2 protein-coding genes are annotated in these 2517 nt (G+C 70.6%); both read left to right on the plus strand.

Annotated elements, in window-relative coordinates:
• Nucleotides 1-159 precede the first annotated feature (159 nt).
• Nucleotides 160-876 (plus strand): hypothetical protein, encoded by a 717-nt coding sequence (locus tag TX78_RS12270; RefSeq protein ID WP_044496629.1) that lies wholly within the window; start codon nucleotides 160-162, stop codon nucleotides 874-876.
• A complete protein-coding gene (locus tag TX78_RS12275; RefSeq protein ID WP_044496630.1) occupies nucleotides 876-2261 on the plus strand; it encodes a Dyp-type peroxidase in 1386 nt (461 codons plus the stop codon). The genes TX78_RS12270 and TX78_RS12275 overlap by 1 nt, the downstream gene beginning before the upstream one ends.
• Nucleotides 2262-2517 lie beyond the last annotated feature (256 nt).

Below are 2517 nucleotides of genomic sequence, written 5' to 3' on the forward strand. Positions count from 1 at the left end.
GTCGAGGCGCACCGGCCGCTCGGCTCGATCATGCGCGTCCGCAAGCTCGCCTACGAGTCGTCCTCGCGGCAGCGGCACGACCTCAACGCCGTGGCCCGCCGGGAGCCGGACTCCCTCGCCGACCTCACCGCCTGACCCCTCACCCCCTTGGAGGACCCCATGAACGAGAAGCTGACGTCCGAACAGACCCGCATCGACCCGCGCCTCTCGGAGGAGAGCCGCATGGAGGAGTTCCGCCGCGTGGTCAAGGAGGTCGCGGCCGACGCGCCGACGATCTCCCAGATCGCGATCAACTCCCTGCTCACCGACAAGAACCCGCTCCACGAGGGCACGTACGAGTCGGCCGGCCGGGCCGGTGCCCGCTCCGGCAACGTGTCCGAGCTGACCGCCATCGCCGACCTCAGGCCCGGCGGCGCCGACCGGCTGCGCCGCATCTTCGGCCTCACCGGCGGCGACTTCGACGGCGCCAAGCGCGTCTCGACGCTGCACAACATGCGGTTCGTGTTCCTCGACGACGACACGCGTGTGCTGTTCGCCACGGCCTACGACGGCGACTGGGACACCTACATCGACGACTTCGCGACGAAGATCCCCGAGCTCATGGACCTGTTGTTCGCCAACGTCGAGGGCTGGCCGGGGATCGACTCCCCGAAGGTCAAGGACTTCATCGCCGACCACCAGATCGACGCCGCCGCGTGGTTCGTCGCGAACCCGCAGGTGACGGTCGTGGACGTGCGCCGGTACCAGCGCATGGAGCAGGCCCTGGACACGTTCTTCGACGCGATGGCGGCGAACACCGCGATGGACGCGACGACCCGGGAGGCCCTGTCGGCGCTGTCGGACGCGGTGGCGACGCCGCAGGGGGTGGACTACTGATGCCGTTCGAGCACCTCAGGGAGCTGCGCAAGCGGTTCCGTCGGGAGAGCGTCACGCTGCAGCTCGACGACATCCAGTCCCTCATCCTGCGGTCGCGGCCCGAGCCCTACGTCGGGATCCACGCGGGGTTGCGGGTCGACACCCCCGAAGGGGGTCGTGCCCTGCTGGGGCGGCTCGTCGAGTACGTCCCCTCGGCGCAGGACTGGACCGCGGACATGCACGCGTGGACGGGGGTGGCGATCAGCCACGCCGGCCTCAAGGCGATGGGCCTGCCGGAGGAGTCCCTCGCGAGTTTCCCGCTGCCGTTCCGGCAGGGCATGGCGGCCCGCGCAGGCCAGCTCATGGACACGGGCGAGAACGCCCCGGAGACGTGGGAGGAGTTCTACAAGGACGACTCCCTGCACGTCGCGGTGACGATCTACGCCGACTCGGAGGAGTCCCTGGCGGACGCCGTGGAGAAGGCTCTGGGGTACCTGGAGGAGATCGACGGGGTCACCCTGCTCGGCACGCACGCGTTCGGGGCGCCGGATGCGGCCAACCCGTTCGGCTACCACGACTCGCTCAGCCAGCCGCTCGTCGCGGGCGCCGGCGTCGACGCCCTCCCGGGGCAGGAGCGGGCCATCGCGGCGGGCGAGTTCATCCTCGGGGAGGACAGCGAGACGGGTTCGCCCGTCGCCATGCCCTCGCCGGACGTGCTGGGTCGTAACGGCTCGTTCGTCGTGCTCCGCAAGTACGACAGCCGTGTCGGCGCCTGGAACGACTTCCTCCGCGAGCACGCGGAGGAGGACACGCAGGAGTCCCGCGACGCCCTCGGCGCGAAGCTCGTCGGCCGGTGGCGGTCGGGGGCGCCGCTCGTCCTCTCCCCCGAGAAGGACGACGTCGACCTCGGCATGGATCAGTCCCGCAACGACGACTTCGACTACTCCGACGACCGCCGCGGCCTCATGTGCCCCCACTCGGCGCACGTGCGCCGCATGAACCCGCGCGGCAGCGAGCTGACGATCCTCACGGACGAGAACATCCACCGGATCATCCGCCGCTCCTCGACGTTCGGCCCCGAATGGGACCCCGACCTCACCGCCGCCGACGACAAGGACGACGAGCGCGGCCTGTTCTTCATCTTCATCAGCGCCCGCGCCTACGACACGGTCGAGTTCCTCCAGCAGGAGTGGATCAACCGCGGCAACTTCGTCGACCTCGGCACCGAACGCGACCCCGTCGTCGGACTCCACGAGGAACCGGGCCGGTTCACCATCCCCGACCGCCCCGTCCGCAAGCGCGTCGACGGCGTGACCACGTTCAACCGCCTCCGCGGCGGCGAATACATGTTCATGCCCTCCCTCACCGCCCTCCGCTGGATCGCCGACGCGGGCTGGGAGAGCTGACCAGGCCGGCGGATCGAGACCGGCGCTCGCCCGGTCGTCCGCACCGGCGATGAGCGAGAGGCCCCCTCCCAACCCGGGAGGGGGCCTCTCGAGTCGGAACGCCGTGGCTCTGGGGCCGTCCGCGCCCTCGGACCTCACGAGGGCGAGCACGCGCTCGACGCGCTCAGCCGTGTCGATGGCCCCCTGCCCCTTCCTCCTCTCCCCCTTTCCCGATGACGTCATCCGGGGGGCGGGGGTCAGGTGGTCGCGAGTTCCA

Source organism: Nesterenkonia massiliensis, assembly GCF_000455245.1.
In the GTDB taxonomy this organism is placed as follows: Bacteria; Actinomycetota; Actinomycetes; order Actinomycetales; family Micrococcaceae; genus Nesterenkonia; species Nesterenkonia rhizosphaerae.

Bases quoted from the DNA above. Each gene is read 5' to 3' on its own strand.
- TX78_RS12275 (WP_044496630.1), top strand. From the start codon at position 876: ATGCCGTTCGAGCACCTCAGGGAGCTGCGCAAGCGGTTCCGTCGGGAG.
- TX78_RS12270 (WP_044496629.1), top strand. From the start codon at position 160: ATGAACGAGAAGCTGACGTCCGAACAGACCCGCATCGACCCGCGCCTC.